This window comes from Serratia sp. LTN-2 (assembly GCF_059740205.1).
The window spans coordinates 37,219-61,249 of the sequence record NZ_JCAXDO010000006.1 but is presented as its reverse complement, the minus strand read 5'-3'; the positions used below and the strand labels follow the sequence as shown (position 1 = coordinate 61,249).

Here is a 24,031-nt window from a genome sequence, read left to right as displayed (position 1 = left end):
ACGCAACGGGGGAGATCCGTCTGGATCTCCCCCGCATGATGATGACCGTTTTTCAGTCGGTTATTTGGCTTCCAGCTCCGGCGTCGCGCCGATGGCGATGCGCTGCGGCTGCAAGGCTTCCGGCACCTGACGCACCAGATCGATGTGCAACAGGCCATTTTCAAATTTGGCCTCGGACACCTGCAGATGCTCCGCCAGAGTGAAGGTCAACTGGAACTCTTTGCACACCAGGCCCTGATGCAGGTATTCGACCTGTTTTTCCGGCGGTGTGGGTTTACCGCTGACGGTCAAGCGCGGCCCTTCCACTTCGATATTCAGTTCGCTCTGCCGAAAACCGGCCAGCGCCAGAGAAATGCGGTAGTGATTGTCATCGCTTTTCTCGATGTTATACGGCGGGAACCCCTGAGGCTCCTGGCCCCCCATTGAGCTGGCCAATTTATCAAAACCAATCCATTGACGCAGAAGCGGGGATAAATCGTAATTACGCATAGGAACAACTCCTTTCATTAAGCGAGATGTGTTTATTCAGCCCCCTGACGGCGGGCGTGTCATGACTGCATATTTACCGGCAGCGTAACTGCCGGCGAAACGGGAATTATTTAATTTCGATGCGGCGCGGTTTTAATGTTTCCGGCACGATGCGTTGCATGTCGATATACAGCAGGCCGTTCTCCAATTTGGCGCCTTTAATTTGAATATGTTCGGCCAGCTGGAATTTACGCTCGAAATTACGTTCGGCGATGCCCTGGTATAAATAGGTTTTCTCTGCCGGTTCATTATTGTGCGCCCCGCGCACGATCAGCAGATTATCTTGCGTGGTGATCTCCAGCTCCTGCTCGGCAAACCCGGCTACCGCGATAGCGATGCGATAATGATTTTCGTCCACCAGCTCGACATTATAAGGCGGATAACCGCCGTTGCCCTGGCTCTGGCCGGCCTCCAACGCGTTGAACAGGCGATCGAAACCAATGGCGGAACGGTATAGCGGGGAAAGATCAAAATTACGCATAAAACAGCCTCCTAAGGCACTTCAGCGAGGTTGAAATAAATACGCCTTCCATTCTGGACAGGCTAATTAAGCCAGAATCCCCTTACGGCGAATTCTCAATTCGGCTCTGATGATAAAATGGGGGTTGATTTCGTCAATTCAACAGGCGAGGATCAAAAAAAGCTCATTCCGGTTAGGTGAAAGTTTTTTTACCACTTACACTAAAGTGAGAGAGCCGCCACAGAGCGGGATTTTGCTTCTTTTCAAGCAGCAACAGGATGTTATAAATCGGCTTAATTAAGGGGCACAGCAACCCTGCAGGATGGATTAATGACGACGATGAAAGCGATAGCGACGGGCTGCATGCTGTTGGCGACCAGCGGTTGCTCCAGCGTGATGAGCCATACTGGCCCGAATCAGGGTTACTATCCCGGCACCCGCGCCAGCGTGGACATGCTGAAGGACGACAACACCAGTTGGGCGATGATGCCGCTGGTGGCGCTGGATCTGCCGTTCTCCGCGGTGATGGATACCGTACTGTTACCTTACGACTATCTGCGTTCCGGCGATGACGCCACCGCAGACTCGCCGAAAGCGCGTATCCTGCGCAGCGAGCAGCAGAATCTGGCGGCGACCGGCAATCCCGGCGAGGGTAACGACAGCGCCGCCACGCATTAATCACGCACGCTGCGGGCCGTCAGGCCCGCCTTACGCCTCAACCACGAAGATCTGGTTGAACCCCGCTATCTCACGCATAAACGCCACTTTCTTGCCATCCGGCGAAAATACCACGGCATCGCCCGACGGCGGCTGCGCGCTGCGCTGCGTCAAACGCTGCAGGCGGCCGCTGGCGACCTCGCACAGCATCACGCTGTTATCGCACACCAGCGCAATCGTCCCGCCCTGCGGGTGCCAGCTGAACGCCGACTGAATGTCATGCTCGCTGCGGCTCACCTGGCGCGGCTCGCCGCCGTTCGGCGACACCGTCCACAGCTGCACCACGCCGCCGTCATCCTTCATCAAAAACGCGATCTGGCTGCCATCCGGCGAGCTGCGCAGCCAGTGGCGCGGCGCGCCGGCTACGCCCGGAAAACGGCGTTCCCCGGTAAAGGTCACCCGCCGTTGCCTGACGCCCAGCGGCGGCGCGGGCAGCTCGCTTTCCGTCCCCTGCAGCGGCAGAGCGCCCGCAGCGGCGTAGTCGGCGTCGTTTTCCGGCAGATCGACGATAAACACCTCCGGCAGCTTCTCGCCGGCGGCGGACAGCGTATCGCCGATGAACGCCAGCGCCCAACGCTGCCGGCTGCCGTCGGCCTTGCGGTAACCTTCGCGGCCAATCCAGCCTTCTTCGTAGGCGCGATTGATCTGATCGCTGCCCGGCTGCGGCTGCGGTACGGTCTCGCTGACCAGCACGCAATAGTGGCTGCCGTCATATTCGCGCGGGTGCTGTTTCGGCGGATTAACCCCGTGCAGCGGCACAGCCACGCCGACGTTGCGCAGATCGCGCGCCGGATCGCGTTCATGCATCACATGGTCGTTGTAGGTAAAGCTGAGGCGGCTGCCGTCCGGGCTGAAAACGTGCACATGGCTGCCGCCGCGCAGCGCGCCGGGCGTATAGGGCGCGGTGATATCCAGCGCGTCGAGGGTGATGGCCAACTCGCGATCCGGTTCGCTGACGATCACCCCGCGACGGTGGTGAAAATCATACTGCCAGGCGCTGTCCGGATGCTCCGGGCCATGGATGAATACATAGCGCGCCGGCGCATCGGGGCTGGCCGTGACCACGCCGACGTGCGCGCCGTGCTGGGCGCGATATACCACTTCCACCGCGCCGCTGGCGACGTTGACCCGCTCGATGCTCAGGCCGGTGAAAGAGGCGCCGCGCGGGCGCACGTCATAAGCGAGCCATTGGCTGTCCGGCGTCCAGACGTTGATATTGGTTAACTGATGCCCGCGTGGGTCGAAAGTCAGTTGTTTTTCCCGATGGCTCATGACGGCTCTCCTGCGCATGCTGGCACTGAGCCGCCATCTTACCGGATCGACGGCGGCGTTTCACATAGCCAACAAGGGTAGCCCAAAGGGCTTTTTCGGTGCGGAATTACGCCAGACTTTTCCCCTGTCTTATCATTGAAGGCTATCGGCGGCACCGGCAGGAAATAAGCGCCCGATTAGCCGGCCATATGCCTGGCGGAGAAACTCAACGGCGCCAATGCGGTATAAGTGAATGAGACGAGCGCTATTTTTTCATTCTCATTTCCCTCATAAGAATAAGGCAGTGGCGGCGCCTTACTTAACGCAAATAAATAAAAAATCATGCCGCTAAGCGATAAATTAATGATTATTTTCACCGCAAACGCGATGCCGTTTCCCCTGCCTGGCCGGTTAGCCAGACGCCCGGGCGACGGGGTTTACAACCAATACAAAAAAGTACAAACTGGATTTTTAAGTCCAACAAAATTCTGGAGCCGGTATGAACCCCCTCTTCGATGCCATTGTTTCTGCCCATCAGCAACTGCGCCCTCAGGTGCGGGTCACGCCGTTGGAGCGCAGCGTGCTGCTTTCACAGCAGTTGGGCTGCGAGCTGTATCTGAAGTGCGATCATCTGCAGCACACCGGTTCCTTTAAATTTCGCGGCGCCAGCAACAAGCTGCGGCTACTGGATAGCGAACAACGCCGGCGCGGCGTGATCGCCGCCTCAACCGGCAACCACGGCCAGGCGGTCGCCCTAGCGGGGCAGCTGATGGGCGTTGGCGTCACGGTTTATGCGCCGGAGACGGCGGCGAGCATCAAGCTCGACACCATCCGCGCGCTGGGCGGCGCCGTGGAACTGGTGCCGGGCGACGCGCTGAACGCCGAACTGGCGGGGGAACAAGCCGCACGCCAGCAGGGGAAAACCTATATCTCGCCGTATAACGACGAGCAGGTCATTGCCGGCCAGGGCACCTGCGGCATGGAGCTGGTTGAACAACTCGCCGAACTGGACGCGGTATTCGTGGCGGTGGGCGGCGGTGGCTATATCGCCGGCATCGGCACCGTTTTGCGGCAATTGTCGCCGAACACGCAGCTTATCGCCTGCTGGCCGGAAAACGCCACCAGCATGTACAGCGCGCTGGAAGCGGGCCATATCTTTCCGGTGGCAGAGCAAGAAACCCTGTCTGACGGCACCGCCGGCGGCGTCGAGCCGGGCGCCGTGACCTTTCCACTGTGCCAGCAGCTGATCGACCGCAAAGTGCTGGTCAGCGAGGCGGAGATCAAGCATGCGATGCGTCTGATCGCCGCCAGCGATCGGTGGATTATCGAAGGTGCGGCCGGCGTGGCACTGGCGGCGGCGATCAAACTGGCGCCGGAATACCAGGGGAAAAAGGTGGCGGTGGTGCTGTGCGGTAAAAACATCGTGCTGGAGAAATACCTCAAGGCCATCGCCGATGCGCATCCTTAACCGGCAGCAAATCCTCGCCGCGTTCGACGCCGAGGCCATTACGCCGCTGCTGAAGCAGGGGTTTATCGCCTACTCGCAGCGACGGGTGCAACAGCCCCCAGTGCAGCATTTCAAGTTCGATCGGGCCGCCGGCGACTGCTGCATCAAATCCGCCTGGCTGGAAGGCGACGAGCTGTTCGTGGTCAAAGTGTCCGCCGGTTTCTATCGCAACGCCGAGTACGGTCTGGCCAGCAATCAGGGGTTGATGATGGCGTTCTCCGCCCAGACCGGCGAGCCCCGCGCGCTGCTGCAGGATGAGGGGTGGTTGACCGCGCTGCGCACCGCTCTGGCCGGCCGCATCGCCGCCGAGCTATGCGCGCCGCCGCATATTCAGGCGATCGGCATGGTCGGTACCGGGCTGCAGGCACGGCTGCAGCTGCAGTGTCTGAAACCGGTGACCGATTGCCGCGAGGTATGGGTATGGGGCCGCAACGAACAGGCGCTGGCGGCGTATCGGCGCGATGCCGAAGCCGAGGGATTTCGGGTGTGGGTCACGCAGGATGCGGCAGAGCTGGCGGCGCACTGTCAGCTGATCGTGACCACCACGCCCAGCTGCGAACCGATCTTGCAGGCGGCGGATATCCGGCCCGGCACGCACATTACCGCCGTGGGCGCCGACGCGCCCGGCAAGCAGGAGCTGGCGACCGATCTGGTGGCCAAGGCGGACACGCTGCTGGTCGATGCGCTGGCGCAATGTGCTGACTATGGCGAAATCGCGACGGCTTATCGGCAGAACAAGCTGACTTCAACGCCGCTCGTCGAAATTGGCACCGCATTGGCGCAGGGGGAGCAGGTGCGAAGCGAGCCGCAGCACATCACCATCGCCGATCTTACCGGGCTGGCGACTCAGGATCTGCAGATCGCCAAAGGGGTGCTGGCGGCAATATAAATGGGCGCCGCAGCGCCCCGTTTTCTCAGGCGTTGAGCACAAATTTCTCGATGGCGCGCGCCACGCCGTCTTCGGTATTGGCGCTGGTGACAAACTGCGCCACCGCTTTCAGCTCGGGAATGGCGTTGCCCATCGCCACGCCGACGCCGGCATATTCGATCATCGCCGTATCGTTGGCCTGATCCCCCAGCGTCATGATATTTTCCCGCGCCACGCCGAGGTGCTCGGCCAGCATTCTCACCCCGGCGCCCTTATCGACGTTCTTATGCAGGATCTCGAGGAAGTAAGGCGCGCTTTTGAGGATGGTGTAGCGCTCGCGCGTTTCCGCCGGGATGCGCGCAATGGCGCTGTCCAGCAGCTCCGGCTCGTCGATCATCATCACTTTCGGGAAACGCATCTGGCGATCCATCTCTTCCACGCTGCGGTATTTCAGCGGGATGCCGGTCATTGCCGCCTCGTGGATGGTGTACTTGCCGATGTCCTTGTTCGGGGTATAGAGGGTATCGAAATCAAACGCCTGGTAGTGAACGCCGAACTCGCGCGCCATCTGCTCGAAGTGCAGATAATCCTCGAAGCCCAGGGTTTCCTGCAGGATGCAGGCGCCGTCGGCCGCACGCAGCACCAGCGCGCCGTTGTAGGTGATGCAAAAATCGCCGGGGCTCTGAATGTCCAACTGGCGCAGATAGTCCTGCACGCCGACATAAGGCCGCCCGGTGGCCAGCACCACATGCACCCCTTTGCGCCGCGCCGCCGCGATAGCCTGCTTTACCGCCGGCGTGATTTGGTGCTGCGGATCCAGCAACGTGCCATCCATGTCGATCGCAATCAGTTCAATAGCCATTCAACGCTTCTCCCAGTGGTTTTTTTCCATGCTAACGCGTTTCAGCCTCGGCTGTCAGCGCCAAAAAAGGCGTAAAAAAATCCGCGCGGGTCGCCCGGCGCGGATTTTCACAGCCATTAACGCATCAGATATCGATGTTCGCCGCTTTCAGGGCGTTTTCTTCGATAAAGGCGCGACGCGGTTCAACCGCATCGCCCATCAGCGTGGTGAACAGCTGATCGGCGGCGATGGCGTCCTTGACGGTCACGCGCAGCATGCGGCGGCTTTCCGGATCCATGGTGGTTTCCCACAGCTGTTCCGGGTTCATCTCGCCCAGACCTTTATAACGCTGCACCGACAGACCGCGGCGCGACTCTTTCACCAGCCACTCCAGCGCCTGTTCGAAGCTGTCTACCGGCTGACGGCGTTCGCCACGCTCGATAAACGCACCCTCTTCGATCAGCCCGCGCAGCTTCTCGCCCAGCTGGCAGATCTTGCGGTATTCGCCGCCGTGGATGAAGTCGAAGTCCAGCTTATAATCGGTATCCACGCCGTGGGTGCGGATGCGCAGCGCCGGTTCGAACATCTGGCGTTCACGGTTCTCGAAGATCACGAAGTCATAGCTGCTGCCATGCTGTTCTTTGTCGTTCAGCGCCTGCACCAGCGAAGCGATCCAGGCTTTCACCTTGGCTTCATCGCTGAGATCGCCTTCGTTCAGCGTCGGCTGGTAGATCAGGCTGTTCAGCAGCGCGCGCGGGTAGCGGCGCTCCATGCGGCCAATCAGCTTCTGCACGCTATAGTGCTCAGCCACCAGTTTCTCCAGCTGCTCGCCGCCGAGCGCCGGCGCGCTGGCGTTGGTGTGCAGCGTAGCGCCGTCCATCGCGATGGCGATCTGGTACTGATCCATCGCCTCGTCATCTTTGATGTACTGCTCTTGCTTGCCTTTCTTCACCTTGTACAGCGGCGGCTGCGCGATGAACACGTGGCCGCGCTCGATGATTTCCGGCATCTGGCGGTAGAAGAAGGTCAACAGCAGCGTACGGATGTGCGAACCGTCGACGTCGGCATCGGTCATGATGATGATGCTGTGGTAACGCAGCTTGTCCGGGCTGTACTCGTCGCGGCCGATGCCGCAACCCAGCGCGGTGATCAGCGTCGCCACTTCCTGCGAAGAAAGCATTTTGTCGAAACGCGCTTTCTCGACGTTGAGGATTTTCCCCTTCAGCGGCAAGATAGCCTGGTTCTTGCGGTTGCGCCCCTGCTTGGCAGAGCCGCCCGCGGAGTCCCCTTCCACCAGGTACAGTTCGGACAGCGCCGGATCGCGTTCCTGGCAGTCCGCCAGCTTGCCCGGCAGGCCGGCCAGATCCAGCGCGCCTTTGCGGCGGGTCATCTCACGTGCCTTACGCGCCGCTTCGCGCGCGCGCGCCGCGTCGATGATTTTGCCAACCACGATTTTCGCGTCGCCTGGATTCTCCATCAGGTAATCCACCAGCTTCTCGTTCATCAGCGTTTCAACCGCGGTTTTCACCTCGGAAGAGACCAGCTTGTCCTTGGTCTGAGAGGAGAACTTAGGATCCGGCACCTTCACCGACACTACGGCGATCAGGCCTTCACGCGCGTCATCGCCGGTGGCGCTGACCTTGGCCTTCTTGCTGTAGCCTTCCTTCTCCATGTAGCTGTTCAGCGTGCGGGTCATCGCGGTACGGAAACCGACCAGGTGCGTGCCGCCGTCGCGCTGCGGAATGTTGTTGGTGAAGCAGTAGATGTTTTCCTGGAAACCGTCGTTCCACTGCAGCGCCACTTCCACGCCGATGTCGTCTTTCACGGTGGAGAAGTAGAACACGTTCGGGTGGATCGGGGTTTTGTTCTTGTTCAGGTACTCGACAAACGCCTTGATGCCGCCTTCGTAATGGAAGTGGTCTTCACGGTCGGTGCGCTTGTCCTTCAGGCGGATGGACACGCCGGAGTTGAGGAAGGACAGCTCGCGCAGACGCTTGGCCAGAATGTCGTACTCGAATTCGGTCACGTTGGTGAAAGTCTGGTGGCTCGGCCAGAAACGCACCATGGTGCCGGTCTGTTCGGTTTCGCCCACCACGTTCAGCGGCGCCTGCGGCTCACCGTGACTGTAGGTTTGTTCGTGCACCTTGCCTTCGCGGCGGATCACCAGCTCCAGTTTCTCCGACAGGGCGTTAACCACCGAGACGCCCACGCCGTGCAGGCCGCCGGAAACTTTATAGGAGTTGTCGTCGAATTTACCGCCGGCGTGCAGCACGGTCATGATGACCTCTGCGGCTGAAACCCCTTCTTCCGGGTGAATGCCGGTCGGAATGCCGCGGCCGTCATCCTGCACCGATACCGAGTTGTCGGCATGGATGGTGACCTGAATGTCACTACAGTGGCCCGCGAGCGCTTCGTCGATAGCGTTGTCCACAACCTCGAATACCATGTGGTGCAGACCGGTGCCGTCATCGGTGTCGCCGATATACATGCCCGGGCGCTTGCGCACCGCATCCAGCCCTTTTAATACCTTGATACTTGAGGAGTCATAAGAATTCGACATCAACGTTTCTCGCTCATTTTAGTCCTGTGGTTGAACCTCTATTTTACCCTGTTCCACGCGGAACATCTTGCCCTTTTCACCGGCCATGTCGGTCACTTGTTCAGCGCTGACCGCGCTGACAAAAACCTGGGCCTGGGTGGCTTTCAGGCGATCGGCCAGCAACCGGCGACGGCCGGTGTCCAGCTCGGAGGCAAAATCATCAATCAGATACAGGCAACGCCGCCCGCTCTGCCGGGTGAGAAACTCACCCTGCGCCAAGCGCAACGCGCACATCAGCAGCTTAAGCTGACCGCGCGATAACAAATCCTCTACCGGCGTGCCGTCGGCACGAATGCGAAAGTCCGCTTTATGCGGCCCCACCGCGGTATAGGTCAACGCCCTGTCGCGCTCGAACTGGCGCTCCAGCAGCTCGCCATAGTCGCTCTCTTTGTCCCAGCCGCGCTGGAAGGAGAAGCTCAGGGCAAATTCAGGCAGAAACTGCGCGCAGGTCGCGGTGATATCCGCGGCGATCGCGTCGCTGTATTCCGCCCGCCATTCGCTGATGCGCTCCGCGAGCGGGATCAGTTCCTGATCCCAGGCGCGGATCTGCGCATAGCGACTCACCTGGCGCAGCGCGGCATTGCGCTGCTTCAGTAACCGTTTCAGGTTGCTCCAGGCGGTGAAAAAACCGGGTTCGTTATGAAAACAGCCCCAGTCCAGGAAGGCGCGCCGGAATTTCGGCCCGCCGTTCAGCAGGGTAAAACCTTCGGGGGTGATCAGCTGCATGGGCAGCAGCTGCGCCAGCTCGGCCACCTTGTGGCCGTCGCTGCCATCGATGCGTACTTTGCTGTCACCCTGACGGCTCTTGCTCAATCCTACCGACAGCTCGCGCTCCGCGCCTTCGATGCGGCCGTGCAGCACGAACTCCGGTTGGTCGTGGCGGATTACCCGCCCGGCCTGCAGGCTGCGAAAGGCGCGGCCATGGCCGAGCGTATACACTGCTTCCAGCACGCTGGTCTTGCCGCTGCCGTTGGCGCCGACCAGGAAGTTGAATCCCGGCGCCAGCGCCAAATCCGCCGCCTCGATATTGCGGAAGTCTTTAATCAATAAACGCGTCAGAGCCATGCAATCTCTTTACCGATGACGGTGCTGTAATTCAAGGTAACGAGACTACAACCGCATTGGCATGACAACGTAGGCCGCCGCCTGGCTGGCGCCGTCTTCGATCTGCACGCTGGAGACCGAGTCGGTCAACAGCAGGCGCACGTCTTCACACTTGAGCGCGTTCAACACGTCCAGCACGTAGCTGACGTTGAAACCGATCTCCATCTCCGCGCCGTCGTAGCTGACGTCGAGGATCTCTTCCGCCTCTTCCTGCTCCGGGTTGTTGGCGGTGATCTTCAGTTGGTTCTGGCTGACGTACAGCCGCACGCCGCGGAATTTCTCGTTCGAGAGAATGGCCGCGCGGGCGAACGCCTGCTTGAGCAGATCGCAGCCGGCTTCCAGCGTTTTGTCCGGGTTCTTCGGCAAGACGCGGCGATAGTCCGGGAAACGGCCGTCAACCAGCTTGGAGGTGAAGATGAAATCGCCGACGTGGGCGCGGATGTTGTTGCTGCCGATCTGCAACTGCAGCAGCGAATCGCCGCCGTCCAGCAGACGCACCAGCTCCATCACCCCTTTACGCGGCACGATCACCGAATGCGACGGCAGCTGTTGGCCGATCGGCATCGAGCACACCGCCAGGCGGTGGCCGTCGGTCGCGACCGTGCGCAGCTCTTCGCCTTCGGTTTCAAACAGCATGCCGTTCAGGTAGTAACGCACGTCCTGATGGGCCATCGAGAACTGGGTGGCTTCGATCAGGCGCTTCAGCGTCGCCTGCGGCAAGGTGAATTCCACCTCGCTCTGCCAGTCGTCCAGGTTCGGGAAGTCCGCCGCCGGCAGCGTGGAGAGCGAGAAACGGCTGCGGCCGGATCGCACCAGCATGCGCTCGCTTTCCAGCGTGACGGCGATCTCCGCCCCTTCCGGCAGGCCACGGCAGATATCAAAGAATTTGCGCGCGGGCACGGTGGTCGCGCCCGGCTCATGCGGCTGGGACAGGGCGACGCGCGCCACCATCTCCATCTCCAGATCGGTGCCGGTCAGCAGCAGGGAGCCTTCCGTCACCTGCAGCAGCAGGTTGCCCAGGATCGGCAAGGTCGGGCGGCCGCCCAGCGGGCTGCTCACCTGTTGCAGCGGTTTTAGCAGATGCTCACGTTCAACGATAAATTTCATAGCGCTATGAAGATAATGTTCTGATTAAATTGGAGAAATCTTCTTTGATGTCGTGACTTTCCTCACGCAGCTGCTCGATCTTCCGGCAGGCGTGCAACACCGTGGTATGGTCGCGGCCACCAAACGCATCGCCGATTTCCGGCAGGCTGTGGTTGGTGAGTTCCTTCGCCAGCGCCATCGCCATCTGGCGCGGGCGGGCAACGGATCGCGAACGCCGCTTGGACAGCAAATCCGCGACTTTAATCTTGTAATACTCCGCCACCGTCTTTTGAATATTGTCGATGGTGACCAGCTTTTCCTGCAGCGCCAGCAGATCGCGCAGCGCTTCGCGCACGAAATCGATGGTGATGGCCCGGCCGGTAAAGTTGGCGTTGGCGATCACGCGGTTCAGCGCCCCTTCGAGCTCACGCACGTTGGAACGCAGGCGCTTGGCGATGAAGAACGCCACTTCGCCCGGCAGGCGAATGTCGTTTTCGTCGGCCTTTTTCATCAGGATCGCCACGCGGGTTTCCAGCTCCGGCGGCTCGATCGCCACCGTCAGCCCCCAGCCGAAGCGGGACTTCAGACGATCTTCCACCCCGTTGATCTCTTTAGGGTAGCGATCCGAGGTCAGGATGATCTGCTGATTGCCTTCCAACAGGGCGTTAAAGGTATGGAAGAACTCTTCCTGCGAACGCTCCTTGTTGGCGAAGAATTGGATGTCATCGATCAGCAGCGCGTCGACCGAACGGTAGTAGCGCTTAAACTCTTCGATGGCATTGTTCTGCAACGCTTTGACCATGTCCTGCACGAAGCGTTCCGAGTGCATGTAGACCACTTTGGCGTTGGTCTTGCGCGCCATGATGCCGTTGCCGACCGCATGCAGCAGGTGAGTTTTACCCAGGCCGGTGCCGCCATACAGGAACAAAGGGTTGTAGGCGCCGCCCGGATTGTCCGCCACCTGGCGAGCCGCCGCGCGCGCCAGCTGGTTGGACTTACCCTCGACGAAGTTGTCGAAGGTGTGTTTAGGGTTGACGTTGGAGCGGTAAGAGAGCTCGGGCTGCGCCGCCGCGTTGTCCCAGCTCGGGCGCGAAGGCGCGGCCGTGCGCGCCGCCGGAGCCGCAGGAGCGCTGCTGACGCTGGCGGCCACGGTCTGGCTTATCACCTGCGTGATCGGCTTGCTGCCGACTTCAAAACGCAGCAAAGGCGCGTCCGTGCCGCAGAAATCATTCAGCAGACCATTGATGTTGTTTAAGTACTTATCGCGAACCCAATCCAGCACAAAACGGTTAGGCGCATACAGCGCCAGGGTGTTGTCACTCAGTTCCGCCTGCAATGGGCGAATCCACATACTAAATTCTGTGGCAGGTAACTCATCCTGCAATCGGGCAAGACACTGCTGCCAAAGCGAAAGTGACACGGCGGACTCCACTCGAACAAGATCAATAAAGAAAAGAAACGGGCAACTTTTTTATAACTCATGATTTTTGACACATACCCGGCATCGGCTGTTTGCCTGTGGGGGATGCGAACCGCCTTTCACGGTTTGTGTCCCTCACGATCCCGGCATGAGGGATCGCGATCGGAATGACGGATCATAGCGCAATCCGCGCAAGAGATCCTCCCCTTCCTCACAGATTAGATCCATTTTATCCACAGGCCGCGGCCGGCGGCGATCTTTTCACCGCTGCGGCCGCACGACCGTGCAGATCCCGGCCGCTGCGCCGCGTTTTTTACATTGTCAACCGGTTATACCCTGTTATCCACGCCGGATCCTGGGATCGCACGCAAAGGATCTCACGGGGATCCTTGCGATTTCACCCCGAGTCCGTATAATCTTCGCCCTACGTGTGATACCTGGTTCCTTATGGTGCGTCATTAGCCAGACAGGATTCTGCGGTGACCACGGGCCAAGACCGGATTTTGTTCCGTTATTGGCAGACAACCAGGTAGGCTGGCGCGATGCGAATTGACTCAGGACTGTACAATTATTACAATCCCGCTTCTTTATGTATTGCGATTGAGGCGTCGGTCATCTTCACGCCGAGTAGCCAAACGCGTTTACTGATCAGTAATTATTTTAAGTTTAGGTAGAAATCGCTATGAAACGCACTTTCCAACCGTCCGTATTGAAGCGCAACCGTAGCCACGGTTTCCGTGCTCGTATGGCCACCAAAAATGGTCGTCAAGTTCTGGCCCGCCGTCGTGCGAAAGGCCGTGCTCGTCTGACTGTTTCTAAGTAATAAAGCTAACCCGCTGAGTGGTTAAGCTCGCTTTTCCCAGGGAGTTACGTTTGTTAACTCCCACTCATTTCACTTTCGTCTTCCAGCAGCCACAACGGGCTGGCACGCCGCAAATCACCATCCTCGGCCGCCTGAACCAGCTGGGGCATCCCCGCATCGGTCTTACCGTCGCCAAAAAACACGTCAAACGCGCGCACGAGCGTAATCGGATCAAACGCCTAACCCGCGAAAGCTTCCGCCTGCGCCAGCACGAATTACCGGCGATGGATTTTGTCGTGGTGGCCAAAAAGGGGATAGCGGATTTGGATAACCGCGCGCTGACGGAAGCTTTGGATAAATTATGGCGTCGCCACTGTCGCCAGGCTCCCGCATCCTGATCGGGCTGGTGCGAGCCTATCAGCTCGTCATCAGTCCGCTGCTAGGGCCTCGTTGTCGCTTCCAGCCGACATGCTCTCATTACGCAATTGAGGCATTAAGCAGGTTTGGCATGATAAAAGGCAGTTGGTTAGCATTGAAACGCGTATTAAAATGCCACCCTTTGAACCCAGGTGGCGATGATCCGGTGCCGCCAAAAACCGACGATAACAGAGAACACTAACGATGGATTCGCAACGCAATCTTCTCCTCATCGCTCTGCTGTTCGTGTCTTTCATGATCTGGCAGGCATGGCAAACGGACAACGCTCCGCAGCCGGCCGCACAGACCACGCAACAGACTTCGAACGCAGTAGCCGGTGATGCCGCCAGCCAGGCCGTGCCAGCCAGTGGTCAGGGTAAGCTGATTACCGTGAACACCGACGTGCTGTCGCTGACCATCAACACCCGTGGTGGCGATATCGAGCAGGCTAAACTGTTGGCCTACCCGGATACTCTGGGTTCATCGACTCCGTTCCAACTGCTGGAAACCACCCCGTCGTTCGTCTATCAGGCGCAAAGCGGCCTGACCGGTAAAAACGGCCCGGACAACCCGGCCAACGGCGAACGCCCGCTGTATCAGGCGGCACAAGACAGCTACACCCTGCCGGAAGGCCAGGACGAGCTGCGCATTCCGCTGACCTACACCGATAAAGACGGCGCGGTCTACACCAAGACCTTCGTGCTCAAACGCGATCACTATGCGGTCGGCGTGGATTACAGCATCGACAACAAAGGCGCGACGCCGCTGGAGCTGACCCTGTTCGGCCAGCTGAAGCAGACCACCGAATTGCCTAAGCACCGCGACACCGGCAGCAGCAACTTCGCGCTGCACACCTTCCGCGGCGCGGCGTACTCGTCCAGCGAAGACAAGTACCAGAAATACGCGTTCGACAAAGACGAAAACCTGAGCGTCACCACCAAAGACGGTTGGGTCGCGATGCTGCAACAGTACTTTGCCACCGCGTGGGTGCCGGCGACCAAGGGTGACAACACCTTCTACACCGCCAAACCGGGTGACAACCTGTCCACCATCGGCTTCAAGTCTACGCCGGTTGTGGTGCAGCCGGGCGCTCAGCAACAGCTGAACGCCACCCTGTGGGTCGGTCCGGAGCTGCAGGACCAGATGGCCCAGCTGGCGCCGCACCTGGACCTGACCGTGGATTACGGTTGGCTGTGGTTCATCTCCCAGCCGCTGTTCAAACTGCTGAAGTTCATCCACGGCTTTATCGGCAACTGGGGCTTCTCCATCATCATCATCACCTTCATCGTGCGCGGCATCATGTACCCGCTGACCAAGGCGCAGTACACCTCGATGGCGAAAATGCGCATGCTGCAGCCGAAACTGCAGGCGATGCGCGAGCGTATCGGCGATGACAAACAGCGCATGAGCCAAGAGATGATGGCGCTGTACAAGGCGGAGAAAGTGAACCCGCTCGGCGGCTGTCTGCCGCTGATCATTCAGATGCCGATCTTCCTGGCGCTGTACTACATGCTGATGGGTTCGGTCGAGCTGCGCCACGCGCCGTTCGCCCTGTGGATCCATGACCTGTCGGCGCAAGACCCGTACTACATCCTGCCAATCCTGATGGGCGTGACGATGTTCTTCATTCAGAAGATGTCGCCGACCACCGTGACTGACCCGATGCAGCAGAAAATCATGACCTTCATGCCGGTGATCTTCACAGTGTTCTTCCTGTGGTTCCCGTCCGGTCTGGTGCTGTACTACATCGTCAGCAACCTGGTGACCATCCTGCAGCAGCAGCTGATTTACCGTGGTCTGGAAAAACGCGGTCTGCACAGCCGCGACAAGAAAAAAAGCTAAGCGTATTGTAGGGGTTCGGCGCGCCGACCCTTGCAGTCACACCAAAGGCGGTCATTAGACCGCCTTTTTGCATCTTAATCGTCAGAGAGAACCGTTATGAGCACCACCGATACCATCGTAGCCCAAGCCACCCCGCCGGGACGCGGCGGCGTCGGCATTCTGCGCATTTCCGGAAGCAAGGCCAAAGACGTCGCCCAGGCGTTGCTCGGCAAGCTGCCGAAGCCGCGCTACGCTGACTATCTGCCGTTCCGCGACGCCACTGGTGACACTCTCGATCAGGGCATCGCGCTGTGGTTCCCCGGGCCGAACTCCTTTACCGGCGAAGACGTGCTGGAGCTGCAGGGCCACGGTGGGCCGGTGATCCTCGATCTGCTGCTCAAGCGCGTGCTGGCGCTGCCCGACGTACGCATCGCACGGCCCGGCGAGTTCTCCGAACGCGCGTTTCTCAACGACAAACTCGATTTGGCGCAGGCCGAAGCGATCGCCGATCTGATCGACGCCAGCTCCGAACAGGCGGCGCGTTCGGCGATGAACTCGCTGCAGGGCGCGTTCTCCACCCGCATCCACCAGCTCGTGGAAGCGCTCACTCACCTGCGAATCTACGTGGAGGCGGCGATCGACTTCCCGGACGAGGAAATCGACTTCCTGTCCGACGGTAAAATCGAGGCGCAGCTCAATGACGTGATGGCGGATCTGGACAACGTGCGCGGTGAAGCGCGCCAGGGCAGCCTGCTGCGCGAAGGGATGAAGGTGGTGATCGCCGGGCGTCCTAACGCCGGTAAATCCAGCCTGCTCAATGCGTTGGCCGGGCGCGAAGCGGCGATCGTCACCGATATCGCCGGCACCACCCGCGACGTTCTGCGCGAACACATCCATATCGACGGCATGCCGCTGCACATCATCGACACCGCCGGCCTGCGCGACGCCAGCGACGAAGTGGAGCGCATCGGCATCGAACGTGCATGGAACGAGATCGAACAGGCCGACAGAGTGCTGTTTATGGTTGACGGCACCACCACCGCCGCCACCGAGCCAGCCGAGATCTGGCCGGAGTTTATGGCGCGCCTGCCGGACACGCTGCCGATCACCGTGGTGCGTAACAAGGCCGACATCACCGGCGAAACGCTGGGTATGACGGAAGTGAACAACCACTCGCTTATTCGCCTGTCGGCCCGCACCGGCGAAGGCGTCGATGTGCTGCGCGATCATCTTAAACAGAGCATGGGCTTCACCAGCAACATGGAAGGCGGCTTCCTGGCGCGCCGTCGCCACCTGCAGGCGCTGGAACTGGCGGCGCAGCATCTGGTGCAAGGCAAAGAACAGTTAGTGAGCGCTTACGCGGGCGAGCTGCTGGCCGAGGAATTGCGCCAGGCGCAGCTGGCCTTGAGCGAAATCACCGGCGAATTCACCTCCGACGACCTGCTGGGCCGCATCTTCTCCAGCTTCTGTATCGGCAAATAACGCGCTGCCAGACGCCTTCACGGCCGGGGCACCCTGTTCCGGCCGTTTTTCTTTCCCGCTCTCGCTCTGCGCGCTGGCTCACAGCGCCGCCGCAACGGCCCGCGATATACTGGACGGTCAGGTGTCTTTCTCAGGAACGAGTCAACATGGCGTTAACCCTCAAGGTATTGCTGGAAAACCGCCGCGCCGCCGGCGCCAACCCGCTATTGCAGGCCAAGGCCGGATTAAGCCTGCTGATTGAGGACGAGACGACCTCCATACTGTTCGACACCGGCCCCGACGACAGCTTCCTGCGCAATGCGGCGCTGATGGGCGTCGATCTCTCCCGCATCACCGCGACGGTGCTCTCCCACGGCCACTATGATCACTGCGGCGGCGTCGCCTGGCTGCCGGACAACAGCCGCATCATCTGCCACCCGCAGGTCGGCGATGAGCGCTATGCGGCGCTGAAAGTGCTGGGCCACACCCACAAAATCAAAAAGCTCTCTTTGGACATCGACTACTCGCGCCATAACATGCACTACAGCCGCACGCCGCTGGCGATCGGCGATCGCTTTATGTGGTCAGGTGAAATTGCCGTGCCCGCACCGCGCGCCTACGGGGTGATTACCGGGGAAAACGCGGCGGTGGATTACGTTATCGACGAAGGGGTGCTGATTTACAAATCGGATCGCGGTCTGGTGATCGTGACCGGCTGCGGGCATCGCGGGATCGTGAATATTGTGCGCCACTGCCAGAAAATCACCGGGATCGATCGGATCCACGCCTTGATTGGCGGTTTTCATCTGCGTTGCGCTTCTCCGCGTACCCTCTGGCGCGTCCGCCGTTTTTTAAAGCAGCATCAGCCGGAAAAGATCATGGGCTGCCACTGTACCGGCGCGTGGGGTCGGCTATGGCTGCCGGAAGGGATCGCGCCGGCCACCGGCGATAGCTGGATCCTGGAATAACGCCTGCGCCGCTCATCACTGAAATTGGCAACAAATCGGATAAAACGCATAGTGTTTTTTGATGATAAATCCTCAACTTAGTCTTAATCTAACACCCCTGCGTTCTTAGCGACCCTCTGTAATGGAGTGAACAATGGCGTGTCATTTTGCCCGATGGACCCCGGCCTCCGCCGTCCTGGATACCCAGAGACTCTCCGACGAAGTGATTGCCGCCACCCGCACCTTTTCCGTTAAACGCCGCACGCGCTACCTGCAAGGGCGCATTCTGCTCGCCGAAATGATGTTCTATCTGTACGGCCTGCCGACGCTGCCCCCCATCGCCACCACCCCGACCGGGCGCCCCTGCTTCGCCGATCATCAACTGCCCGATTTCAGCCTCGCTTACGCCAGCAACACCGTGGGCGTGCTGCTGAGCGACGAAGGCAAAGTTGGCCTGGATATCGAAGTGATGCGCGCGCGCGGCACCCGGCAAAGCGCGTTGCAACACGCGCACCAGACGCCGGCGGAAAACGCCTGGATCGGCGCACAGGACGATCGGCTGGAAGCGGAGACTCAGCTGTGGAGCATCCGGCAAAGCGTGCTGAAAATTTCCGGCCTCGGCAACAGCGGCCAATCGACGCTGCGTCTGCATCCCTTCTCCGGTCACCTGCGCTCCAGCGCCACGCCGGACGTTCAGGTGATGAGCGACGCCGACGAATACCTGAGCTGGGCGTGCGCCGGCAGCCCTAGCCTGGATCGCCTGCTGTGCTGGCGCTACGAAGAGCGCCACGGTTTGCGCAAAGACGGGGAGATCTCGCCGCGCAGTCCGGCGGCGTCCTCGCGTTTCGTCAAATTGACGGGCCTGACGACGCCCGGTTAAGGCGGTGCAAAGCGGACAGCACTTGTCTTTGCCGCACGAGTTTCTGCATTAAATTGTAAAAACAGCTAAATGTTGAGCAATCGCCTATTCTCGACCCGAGCTTTAGCCTACTATTCGCCCATGTTGTTCGCTGAATCTGCTCATTCGAAAGGGAGAATCACCATGTCAGACCAAGCCTTAAAAATCGTCACTCTGCTCGGCAGCCTGCGCAAAGGCTCCTACAACGCCATGGTGGCCCGCGCCTTGCCAGGCCTGGCTCCGCAGGGCGTCACCATTGAAGCGCTGCCTTCCATCCGCGATATCCCTCTGTACGATGCCGACCTGCAGCAGGGTGAAGGTTTCCCTGCCGCGGTCGAGGCGATCGCCGAGCAGATCCGCCAGGCCGACGGCGTGATCATCGTTACCCCCGAATACAACTATTCCGTGCCCGGCGGGTTGAAAAACGCCATCGACTGGCTGTCGCGCTTGCCGAATCAGCCGCTGGCCGGTAAGCCGGTCGCCATTCAAACCAGTTCGATGGGGCCGATCGGCGGCGCGCGCTGCCAATATCACCTGCGCCAGATCCTGGTGTTCCTCGATGCGATGGTAATGAACAAGCCTGAGTTTATGGGCGGTGTGATCCAGAGCAAGGTGGATGAACAGGCTGGTGAACTGAGCGATCAGGGAACGCTGGATTTCCTGACTGGCCAGCTGTCCGCATTCAGCGATTTTATTCGCCGCGTGGAGTGAAGGTCTCGCGGCGCCTGCCGGGCGCCGCAACAGGACATGAAGTCCGTCAATTCATTAGAAATTAAAGCCATAGCATCATGTATTTTTTCATTTTAGCGTTATTTTTTGTTGCCATCACCAGTCCCGCTTTCGCCGCAGACATGCGTTATCCCGCCGGTGAAGAGCCGCTGGAGCTGCCTGCGCACAGCGCGCTCAACGCCCAACTGTCGCGATCCGCGCAAAACCAGGAAGATAAAAAGCTCGGCGCCATGTCGCTGTACCTGACGCTGATGCGCGAAGACGGCCGCAACGTCTGGGCACCCTACCAACTGGCGGTGTCGTCGGCGGAGAAAGGGCAAACCGAGCTGGCGGAGCGTTACCTGCAGCTGAGCGCCGACCGCGGCCTGTGGTACTACTACAACCTGCTGGAGGACGACGCCTTCAACAGCATCCAACACTCCGCCACTTACCAATCCATTTTGGCCGCCACCAAAGCGCGCTATCTGCAGCACGCACGCCAGTATGAAGGCAAAGCCAGCTACGCGGTGCCGGACGGCGAAGCGCCGCCCGCAGGTTGGCCAACGGTGATCTTCCTGCATACCTACGGCAAAGCCGCCGCCATCAGCCCCGAGGAGCGGCTGCTGTTCGGCGAAATGGGCGTGGCCTACATCGAGATCAACGGCACGCAGATGCTGTCGGAAAACAGCTTCCGCTGGTCAAATTACAGCGACGAGAGCACCCAAACCGCCCTGCAGCGCACGGTGCAACAGCTGGCCCCGCAGCTAAAGCTGAATCCCCAACGGATTTACCTCAGCGCCCGCGGCCAGGGCGCGCTGCACGCCGCTAACCTGCTCGCGAAATACCCGCAGTTTTACGCCGGTGCGCTGCTGATCGCCCCCCACGGCGAAATCAAACCCGCCCAGCAGTCGCTGGCGGCGCAAAAGAAAATCGTGATGGCGTATTACGATCGGCAAAACTTCAGCGAACAGGCGCTGGCGCTACATTTCGCCAATCTGTTCGGGGAGGAGAATCAGGTGCAGACGCTGCACTTCGCCCAGGGAGAGGATGCCGCCGGCAGCTGGCAGGCGCGCTTCAGGCGGCCATTGCAGTGGGTGTTGGATCAGGCGCCGGATGCGACGCCGGGCGTCTAGGGATTCAGGGCCGACCGCAGTCGGCCCTTTAGCGATCAATGGCCGTCGACGAAGACGATCTTCAGCACGAACAGCAGCGCCACGACCACCACGCACGGACTGATTTCACGCCAGCGGCCGGTACCCAGCTTCATCACGCAGTAGGAGATAAAGCCGAGCGCGATGCCCTCGGTGATCGAGAAGCTGAACGGCATCATCACCGCAGTAACAAACGCCGGAACCGCTTCGGTCAGATCGTCCCACTTCACCCGCGCCAGGCTGGAGGTCATCAGCACGCCGACGTAGATCAGCGCGCCGGCGGCGGCGTAAGCCGGCACCATGCCCGCCAGCGGCGACAGGAAGATCACTAGCAGGAACAGCAGGCCGGTGACCACCGCCGTCAAACCGGTGCGGCCGCCGACGGCGACGCCGGACGAGCTTTCGATGTAAGCGGTCACGGAAGAAGTGCCCGCCAGCGAACCAGCCACTGAGCTGATGCTGTCTACGTACAGGGCCTGCTTCATGCGCGGGAACTTGCCCTGGTTGTCGGTCAGACCGGCTTTATCGGTGACGCCGATCAGCGTGCCGGAGGAGTCGAACAGGTTCACCAGCATAAACGAGAAGATGACCCCGGCCAGCCCGATGTTCAGCGCGCCGGCCACGTCGACCTGGCCCACCACCGAGGTAATGCTCGGCGGCAGCGAGAACAGGCCGCCGTATTTCACGTCGCCCAGCATCCAACCGATCAGGGTAGTGACCACGATCGACACCAGCACTGCCGCGTGGAAGTTACGCGAAGAAAGCACGGCGATGATGAAGAAGCCGAGCGCCCCCAGCAGCACGTTGTGCGAGGTCAGGCTACCGATGGTCACCAGGGTGTCCGGGTTGGCCACTACGATGCCGGCGTTTTTCAGCCCCATCATGCCGATGAACAGGCCGATGCCGCTGGTGATGCCGACCCGCAGGCTGACCGGAATATTGGCGATCATCCAATAGCGAATGCGGAAAATGGTCAGCAGCAGCAGGCCGACCGCTCCCCAGAAGATGGCGCCCATGCCCACCTGCCAGGAGATGCCCATCGCCCCGACCACCACGAAGGCGAAGAAGGCGTTCAAGCCCATCGCCGGCGCCAGCGCCACCGGCAGGTTCGCCAGCAGCCCCATGAAGATGCTGCCGAAGGCGGCGATCAAACAGGTGGTGACAAATACCGCCTGGGTATCCATGCCCGCCGCGCCCAAAATTTGCGGGTTAACGAACACGATATACACCATGGTGAGGAAGGTGGTGATACCGGCAATCGTTTCCGTACGCGCCGTCGTGCCATGTTGCTTGAGTTTAAACACGCGCCCAAGCAAGCCTTGCTCAGCGTCAAGGCCAGATACTGGTTTGGTCATTATCAGAATTCCGAAAATGGGAATGGACAGTCGCCGGCTATCCTATAACAAAAAGTGGGGCTTTTGACGCCGAACACCGGTTTTTTTCGCCGTCTTTACGGCTAAACGTGTCAACGGCTTGTATTTACAGACATTCATCCCCTGACCGCCCATTGCGTTGCCGTTTGTCGGCACGGCCGATAAAATGGCCTATCGCCCCCTCTTTCCTCATCCGTTAAGAAACAGGAACCCGCATGTCTTCGACCTTTATCGATAAGCTCGCGTTGATCGCGCTGAAAGATGACAAAGTGGCGCTGGTGCGCTCACACAATAAGACGCTGTTTTATATGCCTGGCGGAAAGCGCGAAGCGGGTGAAACCGACGAACAGGCGCTGTGCCGCGAAATCGACGAAGAGCTGACCGTCGCGCTGCAGCCGAACTCCATCGCGTTTTACGGCGAGTTCTCCGGCCCGGCAGACGGCAAGCAGGACGGCACCCAGGTGCGCATTCGCTGCTACCAGGCCGGCTTTACCGGGCAGCTGCAGCCGGCCGCCGAAATCGCCGAACTGAGATGGTGCGACAGCCGCGATCTGCCGCATTGCTCACATGTCGCCGCGCTGATTTTGCACGATCTCAAGGCGCGTAACCTGATCAAGTGATCGCTGAGCACCGCCAGCGGCGCTAACCCGAAGGAACCTGTCCCGCATGAATCAGATTGACTGCATTTTGTTCGACTGCGACGGCACGCTGGTGGACAGCGAAGTGCTGTGCAGCAAAGCCTATGTGCACATGTTCGCCCACTACGGCATTCATCTGTCGCTGGAAGAGGTGTTCAAGAAATACAAAGGGGTGAAACTGTACGAGATCATCGATCGGGTCAACGCCGAGCAGGGCACCGATCTGGCAAAAGAGACGCTGGAACCGCTGTATCGGCAGGAAGTGGCGCGGCTGTTCGACAGCGAGCTGCAGCAGATCGCCGGCGCCCGCGAGTTGCTGGCGCAGGTGACGGTGCCAATCTGCACCGTCTCCAATGGGCCGGTCAGCAAGATGCAGCACTCGCTCGGCCTGACCGACATGCTGCCCTATTTTGATGACCGGTTGTTCAGCGGCTATGACATTCAGCGCTGGAAGCCGGATCCGGCGATCGTGTTTCACGCCGCCGAACAGATGCAGGTGCCGGTGACGCGCTGTCTCCTGGTAGACGACTCGCCCGCCGGCGCGCAGGCCGGGATCGCCGCCGGCATTCCGGTATTTTACTTCTGCGCCGATCCGCATAACCCGCCGATCGACCACCCGCTGGTGACGACGTTCGACGATTTGGCTCAGCTGCCCGCGCTGTGGCGTGAACGCGGCTGGCGGCTGACGGCCGATTAACTGGCCGGCAACGGCGGTTTGTTGCGCCACCAGCGCCAGGACCGCTTCAGCGCGCGGGTTTGTGCGCCGAAGCGGCGGTTGACCGCGTTGGCCAGCAGGTCGAGCGCCAGGCAGAACACAAAATAGACCAGCGCCACGAACAGGAACACTTCCATCGGGTAGACCATGCTGCGGTTGTTGACCTGAGTCGCCAGGAAGGTCAGTTCGCCAACGCCGACGATATAAGCCAGCGAGGTGTCTTTGATCAGGGAGATCCACTGGTTGATGAACGACGGCACCATCATGCGCAGCGCCTGCGGCAGCACGATCATGCGCAGCGTCTGCCAGCGGGTCAGCCCCAGAGAGAGCCCGGCCTGCCACTGGCCGGGGCCGATGGCGGCGATGCCGGCTTTCACCGCGTGGGCCAAATAGGCTGAGGCGATCAGCGCCAGCGCGCACACCACGGTGGTGATTTCCGGGATCTCGACGCCAAACACCATCGGCAGCAGGAAATAGGTCCAGAAGATCAGCATGATGACCGGAATAGCGCGGAAAAAGCCCAGCAGCGCCGCCAGCAGCCCGGCGGCCACGCCGCGCGACATCGCCAGCGCCACGCCGAGTAAGGTACCGAGCACCGCCGAGGCTACGCCGGCCATCAGACTGATCGCCAACGTCAGCGCTGCGCCACCCAGCGGCCCGTCCGGCCAGGTGCCCCACAGCAGATAGCCCAGGTTATCGTGAATCACGCTGAAATCCAT

General features: G+C 60.2%; 24 protein-coding genes. 14 read left to right on the top strand and 10 right to left on the bottom strand.

Annotated elements, in window-relative coordinates:
• Positions 1–60: 60 nt before the first annotated feature.
• Complete coding sequence (gene ibpB / locus AC6BYQ_RS13790; RefSeq protein ID WP_004933922.1) at positions 61–489, bottom strand: small heat shock chaperone IbpB; 429 nt, start codon at positions 487–489, stop codon at positions 61–63.
• Positions 490–595: 106 nt separating this feature from the next.
• A complete protein-coding gene (gene ibpA, locus AC6BYQ_RS13785; RefSeq protein WP_004933919.1) occupies positions 596–1,009 on the bottom strand; it encodes a small heat shock chaperone IbpA in 414 nt (137 codons plus the stop codon).
• 309 nt (positions 1,010–1,318) lie between these two features.
• Here ibpA and AC6BYQ_RS13780 point away from each other — a divergent pair, with 309 nt between their 5' ends.
• Positions 1,319–1,666 carry a YceK/YidQ family lipoprotein gene (locus AC6BYQ_RS13780; protein ID WP_019455503.1) on the top strand — a complete coding sequence of 116 codons (348 nt, stop codon included), beginning with the start codon at positions 1,319–1,321 and terminating at the stop codon, positions 1,664–1,666.
• 30 nt (positions 1,667–1,696) lie between these two features.
• On the opposite strand, the gene AC6BYQ_RS13775 is transcribed toward AC6BYQ_RS13780, so the two are convergent.
• Positions 1,697–2,977 (bottom strand): YidR family protein, encoded by a 1,281-nt coding sequence (locus AC6BYQ_RS13775; protein ID WP_498057038.1) that lies wholly within the window; start codon positions 2,975–2,977, stop codon positions 1,697–1,699.
• 478 nt (positions 2,978–3,455) lie between these two features.
• Between AC6BYQ_RS13775 and AC6BYQ_RS13770 the strand changes: the two genes are divergently transcribed.
• Both AC6BYQ_RS13770 and AC6BYQ_RS13765 read left to right on the top strand, forming a co-directional pair.
• The gene (locus AC6BYQ_RS13770) at positions 3,456–4,424 is read left to right on the top strand and encodes a threonine/serine dehydratase (RefSeq protein ID WP_498057037.1); all 969 of its coding nucleotides are present in this window, start codon (positions 3,456–3,458) and stop codon (positions 4,422–4,424) included.
• Positions 4,411–5,352, top strand: coding sequence for an ornithine cyclodeaminase family protein (locus tag AC6BYQ_RS13765; RefSeq protein ID WP_498057036.1), 942 nt, complete (start codon positions 4,411–4,413; stop codon positions 5,350–5,352). The genes AC6BYQ_RS13770 and AC6BYQ_RS13765 overlap by 14 nt, the downstream gene beginning before the upstream one ends.
• A gap of 25 nt (positions 5,353–5,377) precedes the next feature.
• Here the strand turns inward: AC6BYQ_RS13765 and yidA are convergent, their stop codons facing one another.
• The 5 genes from yidA to dnaA form a co-directional block, all read right to left on the bottom strand.
• On the bottom strand, positions 5,378–6,193 hold the full coding sequence (gene yidA / locus AC6BYQ_RS13760) for a sugar-phosphatase (RefSeq protein ID WP_498057035.1): 816 nt from the start codon (positions 6,191–6,193) through the stop codon (positions 5,378–5,380).
• 124 nt (positions 6,194–6,317) lie between these two features.
• A complete protein-coding gene (gene gyrB, locus AC6BYQ_RS13755) occupies positions 6,318–8,732 on the bottom strand; it encodes a DNA topoisomerase (ATP-hydrolyzing) subunit B (protein WP_049200580.1) in 2,415 nt (804 codons plus the stop codon).
• A gap of 18 nt (positions 8,733–8,750) precedes the next feature.
• Positions 8,751–9,836, bottom strand: coding sequence for a DNA replication/repair protein RecF (recF, locus tag AC6BYQ_RS13750; protein ID WP_004933895.1), 1,086 nt, complete (start codon positions 9,834–9,836; stop codon positions 8,751–8,753).
• 45 nt (positions 9,837–9,881) lie between these two features.
• Positions 9,882–10,982 carry a DNA polymerase III subunit beta gene (dnaN, locus tag AC6BYQ_RS13745; protein ID WP_004933892.1) on the bottom strand — a complete coding sequence of 367 codons (1,101 nt, stop codon included), beginning with the start codon at positions 10,980–10,982 and terminating at the stop codon, positions 9,882–9,884.
• Positions 10,983–10,986: 4 nt separating this feature from the next.
• Entirely contained in the window at positions 10,987–12,381 is a 1,395-nt protein-coding gene (gene dnaA, locus AC6BYQ_RS13740) for a chromosomal replication initiator protein DnaA (protein ID WP_498057034.1), read from the bottom strand.
• 682 nt (positions 12,382–13,063) lie between these two features.
• Here dnaA and rpmH point away from each other — a divergent pair.
• The 9 genes from rpmH to AC6BYQ_RS13695 all read left to right on the top strand — a co-directional run bounded on the left by rpmH (position 13,064) and on the right by AC6BYQ_RS13695 (position 20,568).
• Positions 13,064–13,204: a 50S ribosomal protein L34 gene (gene rpmH, locus AC6BYQ_RS13735; RefSeq protein WP_000831330.1), complete on the top strand. Its 141-nt coding sequence runs from the start codon at positions 13,064–13,066 to the stop codon at positions 13,202–13,204.
• A 17-nt stretch (positions 13,205–13,221) separates the two neighbouring features.
• Positions 13,222–13,581 (top strand): ribonuclease P protein component, encoded by a 360-nt coding sequence (gene rnpA / locus AC6BYQ_RS13730; RefSeq protein WP_004933883.1) that lies wholly within the window; start codon positions 13,222–13,224, stop codon positions 13,579–13,581.
• Positions 13,545–13,802 (top strand): membrane protein insertion efficiency factor YidD, encoded by a 258-nt coding sequence (gene yidD, locus AC6BYQ_RS13725; RefSeq protein ID WP_004933881.1) that lies wholly within the window; start codon positions 13,545–13,547, stop codon positions 13,800–13,802. The genes rnpA and yidD overlap by 37 nt, the downstream gene beginning before the upstream one ends.
• A 2-nt stretch (positions 13,803–13,804) precedes the next feature.
• On the top strand, positions 13,805–15,442 hold the full coding sequence (gene yidC, locus AC6BYQ_RS13720) for a membrane protein insertase YidC (RefSeq protein ID WP_019455493.1): 1,638 nt from the start codon (positions 13,805–13,807) through the stop codon (positions 15,440–15,442).
• A gap of 96 nt (positions 15,443–15,538) precedes the next feature.
• Positions 15,539–16,903: a tRNA uridine-5-carboxymethylaminomethyl(34) synthesis GTPase MnmE gene (gene mnmE, locus AC6BYQ_RS13715; protein WP_498057033.1), complete on the top strand. Its 1,365-nt coding sequence runs from the start codon at positions 15,539–15,541 to the stop codon at positions 16,901–16,903.
• A gap of 146 nt (positions 16,904–17,049) precedes the next feature.
• A complete protein-coding gene (locus AC6BYQ_RS13710; RefSeq protein ID WP_063918280.1) occupies positions 17,050–17,850 on the top strand; it encodes an MBL fold metallo-hydrolase in 801 nt (266 codons plus the stop codon).
• A gap of 133 nt (positions 17,851–17,983) precedes the next feature.
• Positions 17,984–18,709, top strand: coding sequence for a 4'-phosphopantetheinyl transferase family protein (locus tag AC6BYQ_RS13705; protein ID WP_019455490.1), 726 nt, complete (start codon positions 17,984–17,986; stop codon positions 18,707–18,709).
• A gap of 162 nt (positions 18,710–18,871) precedes the next feature.
• The gene (locus tag AC6BYQ_RS13700; RefSeq protein WP_019455489.1) at positions 18,872–19,438 is read left to right on the top strand and encodes an NADPH-dependent FMN reductase; all 567 of its coding nucleotides are present in this window, start codon (positions 18,872–18,874) and stop codon (positions 19,436–19,438) included.
• Positions 19,439–19,515: 77 nt separating this feature from the next.
• Positions 19,516–20,568, top strand: a complete 1,053-nt coding sequence (locus AC6BYQ_RS13695; RefSeq protein WP_063918281.1) for an alpha/beta hydrolase — start codon at positions 19,516–19,518, stop codon at positions 20,566–20,568.
• Positions 20,569–20,603: 35 nt separating this feature from the next.
• On the opposite strand, the gene AC6BYQ_RS13690 is transcribed toward AC6BYQ_RS13695, so the two are convergent.
• Entirely contained in the window at positions 20,604–21,941 is a 1,338-nt protein-coding gene (locus tag AC6BYQ_RS13690) for an NCS2 family permease (RefSeq protein WP_004933851.1), read from the bottom strand.
• A 233-nt stretch (positions 21,942–22,174) separates the two neighbouring features.
• On the opposite strand from AC6BYQ_RS13690, the gene AC6BYQ_RS13685 reads away from it, so the two are divergent.
• The gene (locus AC6BYQ_RS13685; RefSeq protein ID WP_019455486.1) at positions 22,175–22,579 is read left to right on the top strand and encodes an NUDIX hydrolase; all 405 of its coding nucleotides are present in this window, start codon (positions 22,175–22,177) and stop codon (positions 22,577–22,579) included.
• Positions 22,580–22,625: 46 nt separating this feature from the next.
• Positions 22,626–23,294 carry a 6-phosphogluconate phosphatase gene (gene yieH, locus AC6BYQ_RS13680; RefSeq protein ID WP_498057032.1) on the top strand — a complete coding sequence of 223 codons (669 nt, stop codon included), beginning with the start codon at positions 22,626–22,628 and terminating at the stop codon, positions 23,292–23,294.
• On the opposite strand, the gene AC6BYQ_RS13675 is transcribed toward yieH, so the two are convergent.
• On the bottom strand, positions 23,291–24,031 hold the full coding sequence (locus tag AC6BYQ_RS13675; protein WP_019455484.1) for an amino acid ABC transporter permease: 741 nt from the start codon (positions 24,029–24,031) through the stop codon (positions 23,291–23,293). The genes yieH and AC6BYQ_RS13675 overlap by 4 nt on opposite strands.